This window comes from Amycolatopsis sp. NPDC028719, assembly GCF_055565395.1.
The window spans coordinates 1395248-1412418 of record NZ_JBVHUL010000001.1 but is presented as its reverse complement, the minus strand read 5'-3'; the positions used below and the strand labels follow the sequence as shown (position 1 = coordinate 1412418).

At 70.6% G+C, this 17171-nt stretch carries 16 protein-coding genes and 1 riboswitch; of the genes, 6 read left to right on the top strand and 10 right to left on the bottom strand.

What is annotated here, in order from left to right; genetic code table 11:
* Position 1: 1 nt before the first annotated feature.
* The 3 genes from pth (at position 2) to ACZ4TR_RS07000 (ending at position 1460) form a co-directional block, all read left to right on the top strand.
* Positions 2-595, top strand: coding sequence for an aminoacyl-tRNA hydrolase (gene pth / locus ACZ4TR_RS07010; protein ID WP_364523676.1), 594 nt, complete (start codon positions 2-4; stop codon positions 593-595).
* A 21-nt stretch (positions 596-616) separates the two neighbouring features.
* Positions 617-934, top strand: a complete 318-nt coding sequence (locus ACZ4TR_RS07005; protein ID WP_465286117.1) for a DivIVA domain-containing protein — start codon at positions 617-619, stop codon at positions 932-934.
* 169 nt (positions 935-1103) lie between these two features.
* On the top strand, positions 1104-1460 hold the full coding sequence (locus ACZ4TR_RS07000) for a DivIVA domain-containing protein (protein ID WP_364523680.1): 357 nt from the start codon (positions 1104-1106) through the stop codon (positions 1458-1460).
* A 105-nt stretch (positions 1461-1565) separates the two neighbouring features.
* Here ACZ4TR_RS07000 and ACZ4TR_RS06995 read toward each other — a convergent pair whose 3' ends face one another.
* The 8 genes from ACZ4TR_RS06995 to metG all read right to left on the bottom strand — a co-directional run bounded on the left by ACZ4TR_RS06995 (position 1566) and on the right by metG (position 13010).
* Positions 1566-3254 carry a fatty acyl-AMP ligase gene (locus ACZ4TR_RS06995; RefSeq protein WP_465286116.1) on the bottom strand — a complete coding sequence of 563 codons (1689 nt, stop codon included), beginning with the start codon at positions 3252-3254 and terminating at the stop codon, positions 1566-1568.
* Positions 3255-3279: 25 nt separating this feature from the next.
* Positions 3280-5046, bottom strand: a complete 1767-nt coding sequence (locus tag ACZ4TR_RS06990) for an ABC-F family ATP-binding cassette domain-containing protein (RefSeq protein ID WP_465286115.1) — start codon at positions 5044-5046, stop codon at positions 3280-3282.
* Between the two features lie 61 nt (positions 5047-5107).
* The gene (locus ACZ4TR_RS06985) at positions 5108-6070 is read right to left on the bottom strand and encodes a 4-(cytidine 5'-diphospho)-2-C-methyl-D-erythritol kinase (protein WP_364523688.1); all 963 of its coding nucleotides are present in this window, start codon (positions 6068-6070) and stop codon (positions 5108-5110) included.
* Positions 6071-6185: 115 nt separating this feature from the next.
* Positions 6186-7199, bottom strand: a complete 1014-nt coding sequence (locus ACZ4TR_RS06980) for a methionine ABC transporter ATP-binding protein (RefSeq protein ID WP_465286114.1) — start codon at positions 7197-7199, stop codon at positions 6186-6188.
* A 208-nt stretch (positions 7200-7407) separates the two neighbouring features.
* A riboswitch (SAM riboswitch) is annotated at positions 7408-7498 on the bottom strand.
* A 137-nt stretch (positions 7499-7635) separates the two neighbouring features.
* Positions 7636-8472: a 16S rRNA (adenine(1518)-N(6)/adenine(1519)-N(6))-dimethyltransferase RsmA gene (gene rsmA / locus ACZ4TR_RS06975; protein WP_465286113.1), complete on the bottom strand. Its 837-nt coding sequence runs from the start codon at positions 8470-8472 to the stop codon at positions 7636-7638.
* Between the two features lie 181 nt (positions 8473-8653).
* Positions 8654-10078, bottom strand: coding sequence for a transglycosylase family protein (locus ACZ4TR_RS06970; protein ID WP_465286112.1), 1425 nt, complete (start codon positions 10076-10078; stop codon positions 8654-8656).
* 288 nt (positions 10079-10366) lie between these two features.
* On the bottom strand, positions 10367-11203 hold the full coding sequence (locus ACZ4TR_RS06965; RefSeq protein WP_364524569.1) for a TatD family hydrolase: 837 nt from the start codon (positions 11201-11203) through the stop codon (positions 10367-10369).
* A 10-nt stretch (positions 11204-11213) separates the two neighbouring features.
* Entirely contained in the window at positions 11214-13010 is a 1797-nt protein-coding gene (metG, locus tag ACZ4TR_RS06960) for a methionine--tRNA ligase (protein WP_465286111.1), read from the bottom strand.
* Positions 13011-13254: 244 nt separating this feature from the next.
* Between metG and ACZ4TR_RS06955 the strand changes: the two genes are divergently transcribed.
* On the top strand, positions 13255-13869 hold the full coding sequence (locus tag ACZ4TR_RS06955; RefSeq protein ID WP_465286110.1) for a glycoside hydrolase family 25 protein: 615 nt from the start codon (positions 13255-13257) through the stop codon (positions 13867-13869).
* 19 nt (positions 13870-13888) lie between these two features.
* Positions 13889-15136, top strand: coding sequence for an aminodeoxychorismate synthase component I (locus ACZ4TR_RS06950; protein ID WP_465286109.1), 1248 nt, complete (start codon positions 13889-13891; stop codon positions 15134-15136).
* Here ACZ4TR_RS06950 and ACZ4TR_RS06945 read toward each other — a convergent pair.
* Positions 15113-16072 (bottom strand): quinone oxidoreductase family protein, encoded by a 960-nt coding sequence (locus tag ACZ4TR_RS06945; protein ID WP_465286108.1) that lies wholly within the window; start codon positions 16070-16072, stop codon positions 15113-15115. The genes ACZ4TR_RS06950 and ACZ4TR_RS06945 overlap by 24 nt on opposite strands.
* A gap of 56 nt (positions 16073-16128) precedes the next feature.
* Between ACZ4TR_RS06945 and ACZ4TR_RS06940 the strand changes: the two genes are divergently transcribed.
* Positions 16129-16668 carry a QsdR family transcriptional regulator gene (locus tag ACZ4TR_RS06940; RefSeq protein ID WP_465286107.1) on the top strand — a complete coding sequence of 180 codons (540 nt, stop codon included), beginning with the start codon at positions 16129-16131 and terminating at the stop codon, positions 16666-16668.
* 1 nt (position 16669) lies between these two features.
* Here the strand turns inward: ACZ4TR_RS06940 and ACZ4TR_RS06935 are convergent, their stop codons facing one another.
* Positions 16670-17167, bottom strand: a complete 498-nt coding sequence (locus ACZ4TR_RS06935; protein ID WP_465286106.1) for an SUKH-3 domain-containing protein — start codon at positions 17165-17167, stop codon at positions 16670-16672.
* Positions 17168-17171: the final 4 nt, after the last annotated feature.

Sequence of the window (17171 nt, the reverse complement as noted above, 5' to 3'; positions counted from 1 at the left end):
CATGACCGAAGACCTGCCCGGGGCCGGCGAGCTGATCCTGCTCGCCGGCCTCGGCAATCCCGGACCCCAGTACGCCGGAAACCGGCACAACGTCGGTTTCATGGTGCTGGACGAGCTCGCCGCCCGGGTCGGCGGCAAGTTCAAGACGCACAAGAGCGGTGGCGAGGTGCTCGAAGGCCGGCTGGCCGGCCGCCGCGTCGTGCTCGTGAAGCCGCGCACGTACATGAACCTCTCCGGCGGCCCGGTGGTCGGCGCGGCGCGGTTCTACAAGGTGCCGCCGACCGGCGTGGTCGTGGTGCACGACGAGCTGGACGTCGACTTCGGCGCGCTGAAGCTCAAGTTCGGCGGCGGCGACAACGGCCACAACGGACTCCGCTCGATCACGAAGTCGCTCGGCACCCGCGACTACTACCGGGTCCGGTTCGGCATCGGCCGCCCGCCCGGCCGCCAGGACCCCGCGGACTTCGTGCTGAAGGACTTCTCGACGGTGGAGCGCAAGGAGCTCCCGTTCGAGGTGGACAGGTGCGCGGACGCGACCGAAGCACTGGTCGGCACGGGTCTCGCGGCCGCGCAAAACGCCTTCCATGCCGGCTGACAACAGTGGCAAGGTGAGCCCATGACCCCTGACGAAGTCCGGGCGATCGCGTTCGGCAAACCCCGCTTCGGCCGGCGCGGCTACAACGAGGACGAGGTCGACGCCTTCCTCGACCTGATCGCCGAGGCGCTGGCCGGCCGGAACATCCTGACCGCCGACGACATCCACTACGTCGAGTTCACGATCATGCCGGTCGGCATGCGCAGCTACGACCAGGCTCAGGTCGACCTGTTCCTGGACGAGGCCGAGGCGGCGCTCATCGAGCTGCGGAACCCGCGGCCGGTGGTGGTCGACGAGCAGCGCCCGCAGGGGCTGCGGAAGTGGTTCGGCCGAGGCTGACGAGTGTGAGCCCGGCCACACAGCGCTGCGTAGTCCCGGCTCACTCACAGGCGGATGGCGGCCGCCCGTCGGGGTGAGCTTCGAGGTCCACCCCTTCCGGGGAGCCCGTCCGCGGGTTAGGACGGTGTACGGCAGTTCGCACCGCCCAACCCCCGAATCGGAGAGTTGCATGTCGTTCACCGCCGAAGACCTCGCCGAGGTCACCTTCGGTAACGCCCCGATCGGCCGCCGTGGCTACGCCAAGCACGAGGTCGACGAGTTCGTCCGGCGCATCGCCAAGACGTTCGCCGAGGAGGACGACCTGACCGCCGCCGAAGTGCACCACGTGATCTTCGCGAAGCCGCTGATCGGCAAGCGCGGCTACGACGAGCGCGAGGTGGACGACTTCCTCGACGCGGTGGAAGACCAGCTCGCCACCCGCACCGGCCACGCCCCGGACCTCCCGGGCGCCCGCACGCCGGCGGAAGCCACGGCCGAACGCGCGACCCCGCCGACGATCCGCGCCACCCGCGTCCAACAGCGCTAGCCCCTAGCGCCCCAAGGCGGCCTTGGTTGCGTCAGACGCACCCAAGGCCGCCTTGGGTGCGTCAGACGCACCGAAGGCCACATTGGGGCGCTGGGACCGGGCCGGTCAGGAGTCGGCGTTCTTCTTGATCTTGTCCGCGAACTGCTGCGCCGTCGCCGCGCGCTTGACCTTGCCCGACGGGGTCTTCGGCAGGCTCCCCGCCGGCAGCACGACCACCGCGTACGGCCGCATGTCGACCGCGTCGCGCACCCGCGCCGAGACCTGCTTCATCAGGTTCTTCTCGGCCTCGGCGTCGCCCGCCAGCTTCGACTCGACGACCACCGCGAAGCGTTCACGACGGCTGCCCGCGTCCAGCCGCACCGCCACCGCGTTGCCCGCCCGCACACCTTCGACCGACGTCGCCGCGCGCTCGATGTCCGTCGGGTACAGGTTGCGGCCGCCCATGATGATGACGTCCTTACGGCGGCCGCAGATGACGATCTGGCCGTCCACCAGGTACCCGAGGTCGCCGGTGTTCAGCCACCCCGCGTCGTCCTGGGTGGCGACCGGGCCCTCCATGGTCAGGTAGCCCGGCGTCACGGCCTCGCCGCGCAGCCGGATCTCGCCGACCTCACGCTCGCCGACGCGCTCGCCCGCGTCGTTGACGATCTCCGCCTCGAGCCCGTCCAGCGGACGGCCGAGCAGCGCGAACGACCGGACGCTGTCGGTGCCGCGCCGCGGGTCGCCCTCGGGGACCGGCACCGCGCGGTTGTCCGCCTCCAGCGCGTCGGCTTCGACGACGTCGAGGGTGAGCCCGGTGAACAGCGGCGCGAACGACACCGCGAGCGTCGCCTCCGCCATGCCGTAGGCCGGGAAAACGCATTCCGCCGGCATCTTGAACCGGGCACCGGCGTCCACGAAGGTCTGGACGGCGGTCTCGTCGATGGGCTCGGCGCCGTTCAGGGCGATCCGCAGCTTCGAGAGGTCGTAGGCGTCGTCCTCATCGACGCGCGCCATCCGGCGTCCGACGATCGCGTACGCGAAGTTCGGGGCCGCCGTCGTCGTGCCGCCGTACTTGGTGATCAGCTCGGGCCAGATCAACGGCCCCGACAGGAACTCGACCGGCGTGATCTTGACGAGCTCGACGCCGAAGGTCATCGGCACGGTCAGGAAGCCGACCATGCCCATGTCGTGGAACGTCGGCAGCCAGGACACCATCACGTCGGTGTCGAAGTCGAACTCCGCGCGGTCGACCATGGCCTTGACGTTGGAGTACAGGTTCCCGTAGGTGATCCGCACGGCCTTGGGGTCGGCGGTGGACCCGCTGGTCAGCTGCAGGAGCGCGGTCTCGCCCTCGTCGGTGACGACGACGTCGTCCAGGGGTTCGGCTCCGGCGAGCTCGGTGATCAGCTTGAAGCCGATGCCCTTCTGCTCCAGCACCGGCGCCAGCTGGTCGAACGGCTCGCCCAGCAGCACGAGGTCCGAGCCGATCATCCCGAGCACCCGCACGGTGTCCTCGGCCCACTCGGCGAGGTCGGTGCGCGGAGTGGGCTGGTGCAGCATGGTTACGCTGCCCCCGGCCAGCCAGACGGCCTGCACGGTCGGCGCGATCAACGCCGGTGCCGCGGCCAGCACCCCGACCGCCGTGCCCCGCCGGAACCCGCCGGCGACGAGCCCACCGGCGATCCGCCGGGCTTCCTGGTGCACTTCGGCCCAGGTCCGCCGGACCGGCTCCTTGGGCTCCCCGGTGACCATGCCACGCTGCTGACCCCGCCCCGCCGCGGTGGCGACGAGCGTGTCCACGAACCTGCTCATGAGGCAGACATTACTGGCAGCCGTGTCACTCCAGCAGTTCGGACGTCTCCAGCCAGCGGCCCTCGACGTCCTGGATCTCGCCCTGGACGCCCTTCAGCTGCGAGTTGAGCTCCATCAGCTTCGCCGGGTCGGTCGCCGCCTCCAGGAGGGACGCGTGGAGCTTCTCCTCCTTCGCGTGCAGCTGGTCCAGCTTGCGCTCCAGCCGGCCCAGTTCCTTCTGCGCCGCCCGGAGATCCGCCGCGGACTTCTTCGCCTCGGCCTTCGCCGCCGTCGGGGCCACCGCGGCCGCCGGTTCCTTGGCGAGGGCGCGGCGGTTCAGGTACTCCTCGATGCCGCCCGGCAGGTGGGTGATGCGGCCGTCGCCGAAGAGGGCGACGATCGTGTCGCAGACGCGTTCGACCAGGTAGCGGTCGTGCGAGACGACGACCATCGTGCCCGGCCAGCCGTCGAGGAGGTCCTCCAGCTGCTGCAGCGTGTCGATGTCCAGGTCGTTCGTCGGCTCGTCGAGCAGCAGCACGTTCGGCTCGGCCATCAGCAGCCGGCACAGCTGCAGCCGGCGCCGCTCGCCGCCGGAGAGGTCGCCGACCGGGGTCCACTGGCGCGCCTGCGGGAAGCCGAGCTTCTCGCCCAGCTGCGACGCCGTCATCTCCTGCTTGCCGAACACCACGCGCCCGGCCACCTGCTCGATCGCCTGCAGCACGCGCAGGTCGGCGGGCAGGTCGTCGAGCTCCTGGCGCAGGTGCGCGAGCGCGACCGTCTTGCCCTCGATCCGGCGCCCGGTCGACCCTTCGACGTCACCGCCCAGCAGCTTCAGCAGCGACGTCTTGCCGGAGCCGTTGACCCCGACCAGGCCGATCCGGTCGCCCGGCCCGACCCGCCAGGTGACGTGGTCGAGCAGCGTCCGGTCGCCGACCTGGTACGTCGTGTCTTCCAGCTCCAGCACGGTCTTGCCCAGGCGCCGCTTCGCGAACGCCATCAGCTCGACGGAGTCGCGCGGCGGCGGCACGTCCGCGATCAGCGCCTCGGCCGCGTCGATGCGGTAGCGCGGCTTCGACGAGCGCGCCTGCGGGCCGCGGCGCAGCCACGCCAGCTCCTTGCGGGCCAGGTTCTGCCGCTTCTCCTCGGCCGTCGCCGCCAGCCGCGCCCGCTCGGCGCGCGCGAAGATCCAGTCTGCGTAACCGCCTTCGTAACTCTCGACGCGGCCGTTGGCGACCTCCCAGGTCACACTCGCGACGGTGTCGAGGAACCACCGGTCGTGCGTGACGACCACGACCGCGATCCGCCGGGTCAGCAGGTGGTCGGCGAGCCACTGGACGCCTTCGACGTCCAGGTGGTTGGTCGGTTCGTCGAGCACGACGAGGTCGAGCTCGCCGGTCAGCGCGGCCGCCAGCGAAACCCGCCGCCGCTCCCCGCCGGAGAGGTTCGCGGTGGGCGTTTCGAGCCCGATCGCGGTGATGCCCAAGCCGTCCACAATGGACCGGACGCGCGCGTCGGCGGCCCATTCGTGCTCGGCGCCGTAGCGTTCGAGCACGACTTCGCCGACCGTGCTGCCGTCCGGGAGCTCGGTCCGCTGGGTGACCACGGCCATCCGCAGGCCGCCGACATGGCTCACCCGCCCGGAATCCGGCTCGGCGAGTCCGGAAAGGACTTCCAGAAGGGTGGTCTTGCCCCCGCCGTTGAGGCCGACGACGCCGATGCGCTGCCCGGCCGCGACGCCGAGCGACACACCGTCCAGGAGCGGGCGAACCCCGTAGGACTTGCTCACCGCTTCCAGGTTGACCAGGTTGGCCATGCGCTCAGCCGATCCTTTCCGAGAGAAGAAGAAGTGGTATCCGACCATCCACAGTGGAGGGTCAGGCGTGCACCCGCGGCGGGGCCGGGCGCGGCGCGTCGTCCCCGCCGACCACGCGGGCGCCGGGAACCGGGCCGTGCGCCACGCGGACCGTGCGGCACACCCCCGCGCCCGAGAGCTCCGCGGCGACCTCGACCGCCGACTGCGCGTCCTCGCAGAGGAACGCGCACGTCGGGCCGGAGCCGGAAACCGTGCCGGCGAGCGCGCCCGCGTTGACGCCGGCCCGCAGCGTCCGGCGCAACCCGGGCCGCAGCGAAACCGCCGCCGCCTGGAGGTCGTTGCCCAGCAACAGCGCCAGCTGCCGCGGGTCGCCCGAAGCCAGCGCCTCGACGACCGGGGTGTGCGAGCCGATCCGCGGCGACTTGCCGCCGGCGCGGAGGCGGTCCAGCTCCTTGAACACCTTCGGCGTCGACAGCCCTTCGGAGTCGAAGGCCAGCACCCAGTGGAAGGTGTGCCGCGACAGCACCGGGACGAGCTGCTCGCCCCGCCCGGTGCCCAGCGCGGTGCCGCCGTAGAGCGCGAACGGGACGTCGCTGCCCAGCCCGGCGGCGATTTCGGCCAGCTCGTCGCGCGTGACGTCGAGGTTCCAGAGGCTCGCCAGCCCGACCAGGGTCGCCGCCGCGTCGGCGCTGCCGCCGGCCATGCCGCCCGCGGCCGGGATGCCCTTGCGCAGCACCACCCGGACGTTCGGCTCTCCGGTGCGGCCGACGTGCGCGGAAAGCGCTTCGACCGCGCGCCAGGCCAGGTTGGTGTGGTCGGCGGGCACCGATCCCTCGCCCTCGCCGTAGAGCTCCAGCCCCGGCTCCTCGGTGACCGCGACGGTCACCTCGTCGGTCAGCGACAGGGCCTGGAACACGGTCACGAGGTCGTGGTAACCGTCTTCGCGCAGGTCGCCGACCGCGAGGTGCAGGTTGACCTTGGCCGGGACCCGGACGGTGACTGGGGGCGGAACTACGGCGAGCACCCGACCAGCCTACGTGCCCGCGAAAACGCCCCAATGTGGCCTTGGTTGCGTTCAACGCACCCAAGGCGGCCTTCGGTGCGTTGAACGCACCGAAGGCCACATTGGGGCGCTCGGGTCAGGCTGCCGCGACACCCTGGGGGCCGCGCGCGGTGTGCGTCACGTGGCCGCCGCGCTCGGCGACCCACGCCAGCGCCGCGTCGGCCCGCTCGCCGCGGACGCCGAGGCGGAACCGGCCGACCGGGGTGTCGCCGATCCGGGTCAGGCCGCCGCCGATGGTGGCGAACTCGACGTCGAAGCGGCCCGCGGCCTCGGGCAGCAGCGCACCGACCGAAGCGAAGCCGACCAGCACGACGTCGACCGAGCGGTCGTAGCGCGCCGACTGCGCGCGGGTGGTCTCGATGGCCGGCAGCAGCGCCTGCGCGGTGCGGCTGGCCGGGTTCGAGACCAGGTCGAGGACGGTGCCGCGCTCGATGACCGTGCCGTCTTCGAGCACCGCGACGTCGTCGCAGACCCGGCGGACCACGCCGGCGTCCGGCGTCGTGATCACGACGGTGGTGCCCAGCTCGGCGCGGGCGCGGTCGAGCACGGTGAGCACCGCGCCGGCCTCCTCCGGGTCGATGCCGGCGGTCGGGTCGTCGGCGAGCAGCACCGCGGGCGCCGCCGCCAGCGCCTTCGCGACCGCGACGCGGCGGAGCTGACCCTCGGTCAGCTCGCCGGGACGCTGCGTGGCGCGCTGCGTCAGGCCGACGAGGTCGAGCAGCGAGCCGACCCGGCTGCGGCGCTGCGGGCCGTCGACACCGAGCTGCTCGAGCGGGGAGGCGATGTTGCCGGCGATCGTGCGCTCGGCGATCAGCTCCGGCTTCGTCGAGACGACACCCAGCTGGCGGCGGATCTCGCGCAGGCGGCGGCCGTCGAGGGTGCCGGTGTTGAGGCCGTCGAGGCGGACGACGCCGCGGTCGGGCCGCTCCTGGAGCGCGATGCACCGGGCGAGGACGGACTTGCCGGACCCGGCCGGGCCGACCACGCCGAAGAGCGAGCCGGCCTGAACGTCGACGCTCACGTCGCGCAGGGCGACGACCGAATTTCCGTTGGTGGCAAAGGTTTTGGACAGGTTTTCGACGGTGATCACGAAGGCTCCAGAAAACGGGGCGCGCAGAGATGCGCGTCCGGCCGCAAGCGAGTATCCGTCCTCTATGGACGGTGCATGAAGAAGAGGTGTGACGGGTCGGGCAAGCTCAGTGGGAGCGCCGACATGCGGTCACGGAGCGGCGGCCTTCGTCGACGACGCGACGCTTGGTCAGGAGCAGGGGGCGAGCAACCCTCTTCATCGGAAACGGCCTCCATCGGTCCTGGCGGTAGCACCTGCCCCGTGGGGGGTGGTTGCTGCGACTTCGGCGAGCCAGGTCTCTCAGTCGCTCGGGATGGACGTACTGAGTAAAACCGATCCCGAGGAGCTAAAGCAAGCCCGTTGGCCCAGATCACACGAGTGGAGGTGTCCGAATCGCGGGATCGCACGGCAAGAGGCGTATTTTCGCCCGACCGCGTTGACTTCCACTGTGGACGTGCTAACGGACAGCAGCCAACCGGGCGAAGTCGTGCACGTCGAGCTGCTCGCCCCGGGTCTTCGGGTCGATCCCGGCGGCCGTGAGCAGTTCCCCGGCCCGCTCGGCCGAGCCCGCCCAGCCCGCGAGCGCGGCGCGGAGCGTCTTCCTGCGTTGTGAGAAGGCGGCGTCGACGAGACCGAAGAGCCGATCGCGGTCGTCCGACGCCGGAGTGTCACCGCGTTCGAAGGCGACGAGCGCGGAGTCGACGTTCGGCACCGGCCAGAACACCGAGCGCGGCACGGCGGCGACCTTGCGCGCCGGGCCGTACCAGGCGAGCTTGACGCTCGGCACGCCGTAGATCCGGCTGCCGGGGCCGGCCGCCATCCGCTCGGCGACCTCCGTCTGGACCATGACGAGACCGGACCTCAGGGACGGCACCTCGGCGAGCAGATGCAGCACGACCGGGACGGCGACGTTGTAGGGCAGGTTGGCGACGAGCGCGGTCGGCTCGGGCAGCTCCTCTTTGGTGACGCGCAGCGCGTCGGCCGTGACGACCTGGAGCCGGCCGGCGACCTCGGGCCCCCGGTCGGCGACGGTCTCGGGCAGCCGTTCGGCGAGCTTGGGATCGATCTCGACGGCGACGACGCGCGCGCCGGTGGCGAGCAGCCCGAGGGTCAGCGACCCGAGCCCGGGCCCGACCTCGAGGACGACGTCGTCCGGGCCCACGTTCGCCAGCTCGACGATCCGGCGGACGGTGTTGGGATCGTGCACGAAGTTCTGCCCGAGCTTCTTGGTCGGCCGCACGTCCAGCTCGGCCGCCAGCCCCCGGATCTCGGCAGGTCCCAGCAGTTCAACCACCGGACGAGCCTACCGATGGGGCTTCTCGCGTGATTGGGCAGGCATCACGCGTGTCCGAAGGGGCATCGCGGGTGATGCCCCCTCAATCACGGGTGATGCCCCTCGGGTCACGCGTGATGCCTCCTTGCGAACACGAAACGGCCCCCGTCCACGAGGGACGGGGGCCGTTTCGAAAGGAGCGTCAGGCCTTCTTGCCGCAGACCGGCCAGGCACTGTAGCCGCCGCGGGCGTCGCGGACCTTCTCCGCGACCGCGATCTGCTGCTCGCGCGAAGCCTGGTTCGGGAGGTTCGCGTACTCGTCGCCGCCGTAGGCGTCCCACGTGCGCTTGTCGAACTGGAGGCCGCCGTAGTAGCCGTTGCCCGTGTTGATGGCCCAGTTGCCACCCGACTCGCACTGCGCGATGCGATCCCACGAGGAACCGTCGCCGATGGCCGGCGTCGGGGCCTGCTTGGTGCCGACGTGGACGATCTTCGGCTTCGGCTGGGTGATGACCTTCTCGGAGATGCTCTCCCGGCCGACCTCTTTGCCGTTCTTCTGCGTGACCTTGTAGGTCACTTCCTTTTCACCGGGGGTGCCCGGGTCCTCGACCGAGGTCTTGCCCTTGGCGAGGTCCGGGTCGTCGACGCGCTGCTCGGGCGGGTCGATGCTCTCCTTCTGGACGACCGTCGAGACGCCGGTGCGGCTGATGTGCACCTCGGCGCCGTCGGTCAGCTTGACGTCCAGCCCGCCCTCGGCCTGGTCCTCCGGGCCCAGGGTGAGCTTGTACTCGCCCAGGAACTCCTTCGTCGTGACCGCGGTCGTCTTCACCTGCTTCGGCGCGTTGGCGCCGTCGTACAGGGTGATGTTCTTGAGGGTCTTGATCTGGACGGTGGCGCCCTCCAGGGGCAGCTCGCCGTCCTTCGGCATCGACATCCAGGTGCCGGGCTTGTCCATGCCCGTCATGCCGAGCTGGCCGAGCGCGTCGCCGAGGTGGGTCGCGCGGACCCAGGAGGTGTGCTCCGTGCCGTCGACGATCAGCTTCAGCTGACGGCCGCGCTCGAGCTTGATGACCCCGCCGTCGCCGACCTCCGCCTGGGGGGACGGGGAGAGCGAGTCGTGCGCGCCGACGGACAGGCCCGCGTCCTCCAGCACCTCGCCGACGGTGTCGCCGAAGGAGTGGATGGTCTGCTGCTGGCCGTCGACGTCGACGGTGATGCTCTTGTTCATCGCCAGCGCGGCCGCGCCGCCGCCGGCGACGCTGATCATGACGCTGAGGACGGCACCCTTGAGGAAGCGGCGCTTCCAGACCTTGCTGGTCTGGCGGATGCTCTCGTCCATCGCGGCCCGCTTGGCCTGCGGGGACGCGGTCCGGTCCGCCTCGATCTCGTCCGGGATGACGATCGGCGGCAGGAAGGTCGTCTCCGCGTTGATGAGGCGGATCAGTTCGTCGACGTCGACGTCGATCTCGGCCATCATCGCGTCGGCGTCGGGGCCGAGCGCGGCGAGGATGTCCTGCTGCGTGATGTTCGGGTCGTCGGAGAAGTCGAGCTGGCCGTAGGCGGTGTCCTCGTAATGACGCTCGAGGACGGCCGCGGAGCGCGCTCCAGCCTGTCTGCTACCTGTCACCGCTGTCGTTCCCTTTCCCAAGACGCCGTTCGGGGCAGCGTCTTTACGTCTGGGCCCGCAGTCGGCGCCATCGTCACGGTCCCGGTCGTACCTACCCGGTTCCGCTTCCCCGACGTGCACTGACGTGACTGAGGGCGTAACAGTCGGCAACTGCAGTCTGCAGTACCGACCGGCACGATCACGGGACAGTAACGGGTCCCGCCGGGTTGCGCAAACACCCCCCGGAGTGTCGTGATCCCCGTCACTCCATCAGGTGGACGATCAAGCAACCCCGATGTCGCAATGCGTTCAACCCGTTGTGACACTGGGGAGTCGGTACACGCGCTCGGCAGTGGTCCGGACCGATTCGGCGACCTCGTGGACAGCTTCGCCCCTGAGCGCCGCCAGGTGACGGACGGTGTAGGCGGCGCCGAACGGCTCGTTCGGCCGCCCACGGAACGGGTGGGGGGTCAGAAACGGCGCGTCGGTCTCGACGAGGTACTGGTCCGGCGGGCAGAGCCGGGCGGCCTCGTGGAGTCCCTTCGCGTTCTTGAAAGTGACCGTGCCCGCGAAGGAAAGGACGTATCCCGCGTCGACGCACTTGCGGGCCATTTCCGCGTCTCCGGAAAAACAATGGAAGATTACGGCATTCGGCGCATTCTCTTCGGCCAGGATGCGCAGCACGTCGTCGTGGGCCTCGCGATCGTGGATCATCAGCGGCTTGTCCAGCCGCTTGGCGAGGTCGATGTGCCAGCGGAACGCCTCCTGCTGGGCGTCGTGCGGCGAGTAGTCCCAGTAGTAGTCGAGGCCGGTCTCCCCGACCGCGACGACGCGCTCCTGGGCCGCCAAGCGCTCCACTTCGGACTTCTCGGCCTCGCCGAAGGCCTTGGTGCGCGTCGGGTGGATCGCCACGGCGGCCCAGACCCGGCTGTCCCAGGTGGCCGCCTCCGCGGCCCAGCGGGCCGAGGCGAGGTCGTCGGCGACCGTGACGACGCGGGCGACGCCGGCACGCTCGGCGCGGTCGACCATGGCCGTGACCTCGGCCGCGGTGACCGCGCCGCACGCGTCGAGATGGGTGTGCGCGTCCACCACCGACACCGGGAGCCGGTCCGGGACCGGCGGCAGCTCGCGCTTCTCGTCACCCATGCATTACCTCTTAATCCTTGGTGATCGGCGCCCACTCCGGGCCGGTCTCGCCGAGCGCCGGGTCGAGCTTCGTGAACAGCGGGCTCGGCTTGGCGAGCGGCTTGCCGACCTCGATCGGCTGCGACTCCCACTTCGCCTGCTCGCCCGCGTAGTCGCCGGTGAGGATCGGGTTGACCCGGCCGGCGATGTCGAGGTCGTCGACCTCCTTGAGCTCCGGCTGGGCGGCCCAGACGCCGGTGCCGCCGAGGGCCTCGTGGACCTTCTGGGCGGAGTGCGGCAGGAACGGCGTCAGCAGCGTGTTGGCGTCGGAGACGACCTGCAGCGCGGTGTGCAGCACGGTGTCGCGCCGCGTGGGGTCGTCCTTGAGCTTCCACGGCTCCTGGTCGGAGATGTACTTGTTCGCCGCCGTGACGACCTTCATCGCCTCGCTCGCCGCCAGCTTGAACCGGGACCGGGCCAGGTGCGCGCCCGCGGTATCGAAAGCCTTGCGTGAGAGCGCCTTCAGGTCCTCGTCGGCCGCCGTCGGGGCCTCCGGGCGCGGGATGGCACCGACGTTCTTGTGCGCCATCGAGATGGACCGGTTGACCAGGTTGCCCCACTCGTTGGCCAGCTCGAAGTTGGTCCGGCGGACGAACTCGTCCCAGGTGAAGTCGGTGTCCTGGGTCTCCGGGCCGGCGACCGAGATGAAGTACCGCAGCGTGTCCGGGCCGAAGTCGCGCAGGAAGTCCTCGACGTAGATCACGCGCCCGCGCGAGGTCGAGAACTTCGAGCCGCTCATGGTGAGGAACTCGCTGGAGACGATCTCGTCCGGCAGGTGCAGGCGGCCGTACTTGCCGGGCTCGCCGCCCTTGTCGCCCTCGCCGTTGTGGCCGAACAGCAGCGCCGGCCAGATCTGGGCGTGGAAGGTGATGTTGTCCTTGCCCATGAAGTAGTACGACCGGGCGTCGGCGTTGTTCCACCACTCCTGCCACGCGTCCGGGTTGCCGGAGCGCCGCGCCCACTCGACGCTGGCCGAGAAGTACCCGATCACGGCGTCGAACCAGACGTAGAACCGCTTCAGCGGCTGGTCGCGCCAGCCGTCGAGCGGGATCTTGACGCCCCAGTCGAGGTCGCGGGTGATCGGCCGCGGCCGCATGTCGTCGATCAGGTTCTTGGTGAAGTTGAGGACGTTCGGGCGCCAGTCGGTCTTGGTGCCCAGCCAGTCGCCGAGGGTCTTGGTGAACGCCGGCAGGTCGAGGAAGTAGTGCTCGGTCTCGACGAACTTCGGCGTCTCGCCGTTGATCCGCGACTTCGGGTTGATCAGCTCCGCGGCGTCGAGCTGGTTGCCGCAGTTGTCGCACTGGTCGCCGCGCGCGCCGTCGTACCCGCAGATCGGGCAGGTGCCCTCGACGTAGCGGTCGGGCAGCGTGCGGCCGGTGGACGGGCTGATCGCGCCACGCGTGGTCTTCGGCACGACGTAGCCGTTGCGGTGCAGCGCCAGGAAGATCTGCTGCGTCACCTCGGCGTGGTTGCCGGTCGTGGTCCGGGTGAACAGGTCGTAGGAGAGGCCGAGGCCCTGCAGGTCGGTGCCGATCTGGCGGGTGTACTTGTCCGCCGTCAGCTGCGGGGTGGAGTCTTCCTTGTCGGCCTGGACCGTGATCGGGGTGCCGTGCTCGTCGGTGCCGGAGACCATGAGCACCCGGTTGCCGGCCATTCGCTGGTAGCGGGAGAAGACGTCGGACGGGACGCCGAATCCGGACACGTGGCCGATGTGGCGGGGGCCGTTGGCGTAGGGCCAGGCCACCGCGGTCAACACAGGGGTGCTCATACCTTATTAGCCTACGGAGGGCGTCACACGCTTTGTCGAGAGGGAGGCCCGGTCGCCGGCGACCGGGCCTCCGGCGCGCGGCGACGGCCGCGCCCCGGAGGTCGTGCAGGGCTCTCCGGGGTGCGGCTCGACCCGGTGATCGACGCCGGGGGAAAGAAACGCCTGATCAACCGCGCGTGGGTCACTGCGGGTCCGCTCCACGCGACGTATGGTGTGCTCTTCATCGACGCGCCGGGGGCGGACTGTGACGGAGCCGGAAGCCGAACTCGGCATCTCGCTGTCCCACCGCGAGCGCGTGTCCGACTGGCAGGCCGTGCGCGCCGCGCAGACCCGGTTCGTCTCGGTGACGATCAGCGAGAACGTCAACTGGAGCAGCTCCGCCGCGGAGCGCAACCTGGCCGGGGCGCAGGAGGCCGGGCTGCACGTCGGCGGCCGGCACTACGCGCGTCCGGGCGCCGTGCACGACCAGGCCGACCATTTCGTCCGGACGGCCAGCCGGCTCGGCGCCTTCGCGCCCGGATCGCTGGCGCCGGCACTGGAGGTGGCGGCACCGAGCGTCGACGACCGGTTCGTCAAGGCGTGGATCAAGCACGTCCGGCACGCGGCGCGCATCGAGCGCGTGCTGGTCTACGCCGACTACGACTGCTGGCAGCACCGGCTGCACCCGGACCGCTGGGCCGACTCCGAAGTGGTGCTGTGGCTGATCCGGCACAACGGCATCCCGGGCCGGGCCGGCTGGTTCCACGCGCGGCTCGGCGTGCACCAGCACGCGTGCGCGGCGGACGTGCCGGGCATCGACGGGCCGGTGGAGCAGAACGCCGTCGTGTACCCGTTCACATTGGGTGACCTTCTGCTCTGACGTGTGGTGATATGTCGCCATGCGCGTGACGAGCAGGACACTTCGGACGAAGGTCACGCCGTCGCGCGCCTTTTCGGTGCTCGCTCACCACAACGCCGCCCGCGGGCTGCCGCCGCCCGCGATGCTGTCGGGTGAGTGGTTCGGCGCCCAGGCGGTGATCGCCCCCTCGCTCGCCGTCGCTCCCGGCGCGCTGCCGCCGGTTTCGCCGGTGCCCGCACCGCCGGGCGTGATCGGCGGCGGCTGGTTCGGCTACCTGTCGTACGACGCCGCGGATCCGTCCGGGCGCTCCGGTGCCCTGCCGGCGTCCGCGTGGGGCTGGGCGGACCACGTGCTGCGGTGGTCTTCCGCGGGCACGTGCCACCTGGAATCCCTCGACGGCGGCGGCCCGTCGGCGTCCACAATGGAGTCGCTGCTGGCCGCTGACGTTCCGGACCTTTCCTGGACGGCCGGGCCGCTGCGGCGTCCGCTGCCGTCGGAGCACCGGGACGCGGTGAAGGCGTGCGTCCACGCGATCGAAGCCGGGGAACTGTTCCAAGCGAACATCTGCAGCCGGTTCACGGGTGCGTTCTCCGGCTCGCCCGCCGCGCTGTTCGCCGCCGGCGTGTCTTCGCTGAATCCCCGCCGGGCGGCGTTCGTCTCGGGTCCGCGGGGGTCGGTGGTCTCGTTCTCGCCGGAGCTGTTCCTCGCGCGGCACGGCCGGGCGGTGCGCTCGACGCCGATCAAGGGAACGCTCCCCCGGCGTGGACCTCGTGACGACGGGAACGCGATGCTGCTGCGCCGGTCCGCCAAGGACGTCGCGGAGAACGTGATGATCACCGACCTGGTGCGCAACGACCTGGGCCGGGTGTGCGAGGTGGGGTCGGTGATCGTGCCCTCGCTGCTGCGGGTCCGCCCGGCGCCGGGGGTCTGGCACCTGGACTCGACGGTGACGGGGGTGCTGCGCCCGTCGGTGTCCGACGCCGAACTGCTCGACGCGACGTTCCCGCCCGGCTCGGTGACCGGCGCGCCGAAGATCCGCGCGCTGGACCTGATCGCGGACCTGGAACCTTGCGGGCGGGGGGTCTACACGGGTGCGATCGGGCTGGTGTCACCGGCGGCGGGGCTGGAGCTGAACGTCGCGATCCGGACGTTCGAGATCTCCGCCGGCCGGATCGAACTCGGTGTCGGCGGCGGGATCACGGCGGATTCGGACCCGGAGGCGGAGTGGCAGGAGTGCCTGCACAAGGCGGCCCCCCTGGAACGCCTACTCGCCGGGGTCGAGCAGTAGCTTGCCGACGGTCTTGCGGGAGCGCAGGGCCTCGTGCGCGCCGCGCGCGTCCGACAGGGCGAACTCGCCGCCCGGGATCGCCTTGAGCTTGCCCTCTCCGACGAGCTCGAACAGGTCGGCGAGGGCGGTCCCGAAGACGTTGCCCGGCAGGCGGAAGACGTGCGGCAGCCACATGCCGCTGATCGTCGTGCTGTGGCCGAGGAGGTTGCGCAGCTCGACCGGCTTCGGGTTGTCGCGCCCGGCCATGCCGTAGAAGGCGAGCCGGCCGAACGGCGCGAGTGCGGCGATGCTCTGGTCGGTGGTGGTGCCGCCGACCATGTCGAGCACGACGTCGACGCGGCGGCCCTCGTTCGCCTCGATCAGGGTGGCGGTCATGTCCTCGGCCCGCGAGTCGACGGCGACGTCGGCCCCGAGTTCGAGGGCGAGGGCGCGCTTCTCGTCGCTGCTGGCGGTGGCGATGACGCGGCCGGCGCCCCAGGCCTTGGCGAGCTGCACGGCGATGGTCCCGACCCCACCGGCGGCGGCGTGCACGACGACGGACTCGCCTTCGGCCAGGTGGGCGTTCTTGCGGAGCAGGACCCAGGCGGTGGCGCCCTGGACCAGCATGGACAGGGCGGTGAGGTCGTCGATGCCCTCGGGCACGGGGAAGGTGGTCGCCTGGGGCGCGACGGCCTTCTCGGCGTACCCGCCCCCACCGTTCAGGAGGGCGACGACGCGCTCTCGGTTCTGCGTCCGTCCGACCACCTCGCCACCGGGGACGAGCGGCAGCTTGGACGGCGCGAGGTAGGAGTTCTCGGCCTGGTGGGTGTCGGCGTAGTTGACGCCGATGCGATCGACGTCGATGAGGACCTCGCCGGGGCCGGCCACGGGATCGGGCAGCTCGACCGGCGTGAGCACCTCGGGTCCGCCGAACTCGGTCACCTGCACTGCGCGCATGTCGCTGTCCCTCTCGCCGTTGGCTGTTCGCCGCTCGATGTGAGACATTCTGGCATATGTCTCACTCGACGGCGTACGACGTGGCCCGCGACTGGTTCCTGGCCGGCCGGCGCGTGGACATGGGCGAGCTGGCGGAGGCGCTGTCGATCAGCCGGGCGACGCTGCACCGGCGGGTGGGATCGCGGGATCGTCTGCTGGGCGAGATCCTGTGGTCGCTGTCGTCGGCTTCGATCGCCCGGCTGCTGCCTTCGTGCGCGGAGCGTGGGGCCGCCGGGGTGGCGGACTTCGTGAGCGGGTATGTCCGGTTCGCGAACGAGTCGCCGCCTTTTCGGGACTTTCTGCGCCGGGAGCCGGAGCGGGCATTGCGGTTGCTGACGACGCGCGCGAGTGTTTGCCAGCAGCGGACTACCGCGGAGGTGGAGTCACTGCTGGCTTCGGAGGTGGCCGCCGGGCGGCTGGTGCCGCCGTTGCCGGTGCCGGATCTGGCTTATCTGCTGGTGCGGATCGGGGAATCTTTCGTGTACACGGACGTGATCACCGGGGATGCGCCGGATGCGGAGAAGGCGCATGCCGCGGTGACCGCGTTGCTGACCTGATTCAGTCAGCAGGCCAGGGCTTCGCGCCCGGAGTGAGCACCCGCAGACATTTCAAGGGTCGGTCAGGAGCCAACGCGAAGGCGATGGCGTCACCCACCGATTCACCGAGCTCCCATATCCAGCCGAGCCCCGTGGCCACGACTCGTCCGCTGTCCTCGACGAAGACACTGGAAAAACTCAACCACTCACCGAACGGGTACCAGTTCCCGCCAAGCTCGGCAGTGAGTTCAGTCGCGAGTTCGAAATGTCCGGATCCCGCGAGAACCGGGTCGACGGTCAGCGGTTCGTCGTTGCTGAAGTTCGGACCTTGCGCATTCACCGGACTGAAAGCAAGCCCACCAAAGGAGCGCAAGGCCATCGCGGCGATCGGAGTGAGGTGATATCCCTGCGCACCCAGCTCCTCTTCCCACTCGGAGATGTCGACGGAACGGTCTTGGGTCCACCCCGAGCGCGACAACTCACGCGCGACCTTCTCGGGAAAATCGAATTCGAAAACCATTGCG

Excerpts from the sequence above, each read along its gene's own strand:
- ACZ4TR_RS06945 (WP_465286108.1), bottom strand. The coding sequence starts at position 16,072 with ATGCGCGCAGTGCAGGTGACCGAGTTCGGCGGACCCGAGGTGCTCACG.
- ACZ4TR_RS07005 (WP_465286117.1), top strand. The coding sequence starts at position 617 with ATGACCCCTGACGAAGTCCGGGCGATCGCGTTCGGCAAACCCCGCTTC.
- ACZ4TR_RS06965 (WP_364524569.1), bottom strand. The coding sequence starts at position 11,203 with ATGGGTGACGAGAAGCGCGAGCTGCCGCCGGTCCCGGACCGGCTCCCG.
- ACZ4TR_RS06990 (WP_465286115.1), bottom strand. The coding sequence starts at position 5,046 with ATGGCCAACCTGGTCAACCTGGAAGCGGTGAGCAAGTCCTACGGGGTT.
- ACZ4TR_RS07000 (WP_364523680.1), top strand. The coding sequence starts at position 1,104 with ATGTCGTTCACCGCCGAAGACCTCGCCGAGGTCACCTTCGGTAACGCC.
- pth (WP_364523676.1), top strand. The coding sequence starts at position 2 with ATGACCGAAGACCTGCCCGGGGCCGGCGAGCTGATCCTGCTCGCCGGC.
- ACZ4TR_RS06950 (WP_465286109.1), top strand. The coding sequence starts at position 13,889 with ATGCGCGTGACGAGCAGGACACTTCGGACGAAGGTCACGCCGTCGCGC.
- ACZ4TR_RS06995 (WP_465286116.1), bottom strand. The coding sequence starts at position 3,254 with ATGAGCAGGTTCGTGGACACGCTCGTCGCCACCGCGGCGGGGCGGGGT.
- ACZ4TR_RS06940 (WP_465286107.1), top strand. The coding sequence starts at position 16,129 with ATGTCTCACTCGACGGCGTACGACGTGGCCCGCGACTGGTTCCTGGCC.
- ACZ4TR_RS06935 (WP_465286106.1), bottom strand. The coding sequence starts at position 17,167 with ATGGTTTTCGAATTCGATTTTCCCGAGAAGGTCGCGCGTGAGTTGTCG.
- metG (WP_465286111.1), bottom strand. The coding sequence starts at position 13,010 with ATGAGCACCCCTGTGTTGACCGCGGTGGCCTGGCCCTACGCCAACGGC.